1 protein-coding gene is annotated in these 1087 nt (G+C 47.2%); it reads left to right on the plus strand.

The window, feature by feature from the left end; genetic code table 11:
* Positions 1–1040, plus strand: a 1040-nt coding sequence (gene ftsZ, locus R7M72_RS25710) for a cell division protein FtsZ (RefSeq protein ID WP_318056543.1), incomplete at its 5' end; no start/stop codon positions are given.
* Positions 1041–1087 lie beyond the last annotated feature (47 nt).

The following is a 1087-nucleotide window of genomic DNA, read 5'->3' on the forward strand; positions in this document are numbered from 1 at the left end:
ATATCACTAAAGGTCTGGGTGCAGGTGCGAATCCACAAGTTGGCCGTGAGGCAGCTCTCGAAGACAGAGACAGAATTAAAGATTCCCTAACTGGTGCCGATATGGTGTTTATCGCAGCTGGTATGGGCGGTGGTACAGGTACTGGTGCAGCGCCTGTTATTGCTGAAGTGGCGAAAGAGCTAGGTATTCTGACTGTAGCGGTTGTAACAAAACCGTTCAGCTTTGAAGGCAAAAAGCGTTTAGCGTTTGCTGAGCAAGGCATCGATGAGTTATCTAAGCACGTTGACTCGTTAATTACGATTCCAAACGAGAAGCTACTTAAAGTTCTTGGTCGTGGCGTAACGTTGCTTGAAGCATTTGCGAGTGCGAATGACGTTCTTAAGAATGCAGTTCAAGGTATCGCCGAGCTAATCACTCGCCCTGGTATGATCAACGTCGACTTTGCAGACGTACGTACAGTGATGTCTGAAATGGGTCACGCGATGATGGGTAGTGGTATTGCGAAAGGTGAAGACCGAGCTGAAGAAGCGGCTGAGATGGCAATTTCTAGCACACTTCTAGAAGATATCGATCTTGCTGGTGCTCGCGGTGTTCTTGTTAACATCACTGCTGGTCTGGACATGCGTCTTGATGAGTTTGAGACAGTTGGTAACACAGTGAAGGCATTTGCATCTGACAATGCAACCGTGGTTATCGGTACTTCTCTAGACCCAGATATGACTGATGAAATCCGTGTGACAGTAGTTGCGACAGGTATTGGCAATGAAAGAAAGCCAGATATCACGCTAGTCGCTGGTGGTAAAGCGAAAGTAGCTTCGGCTCCTCAAGCTCAGCCACAACAAGTTACGGCAACGCAAGCTGAAGAAAAGCCGGCACAAACTTTGCAAAATCAAGTGCAAGAGAAGCCACAGGTAACTCCTCAGCCGACAAACACAGTTTCTTCTTCTCCTGCCGCGGGCCAAAGCTCAGCAGCACCAAAGCAAGAGAAAGAAAGCGGTTACTTAGATATCCCGGCATTTTTGCGTCGTCAGGCTGATTAATCTTTAACCCATAAATTTGACATGGCTCAAAATTATGGTAGCATTCA

It is taken from the genome of Vibrio sp. YT-18, from assembly GCF_033337345.1.
Classification (GTDB): Bacteria; Pseudomonadota; Gammaproteobacteria; order Enterobacterales; family Vibrionaceae; genus Vibrio; species Vibrio alginolyticus.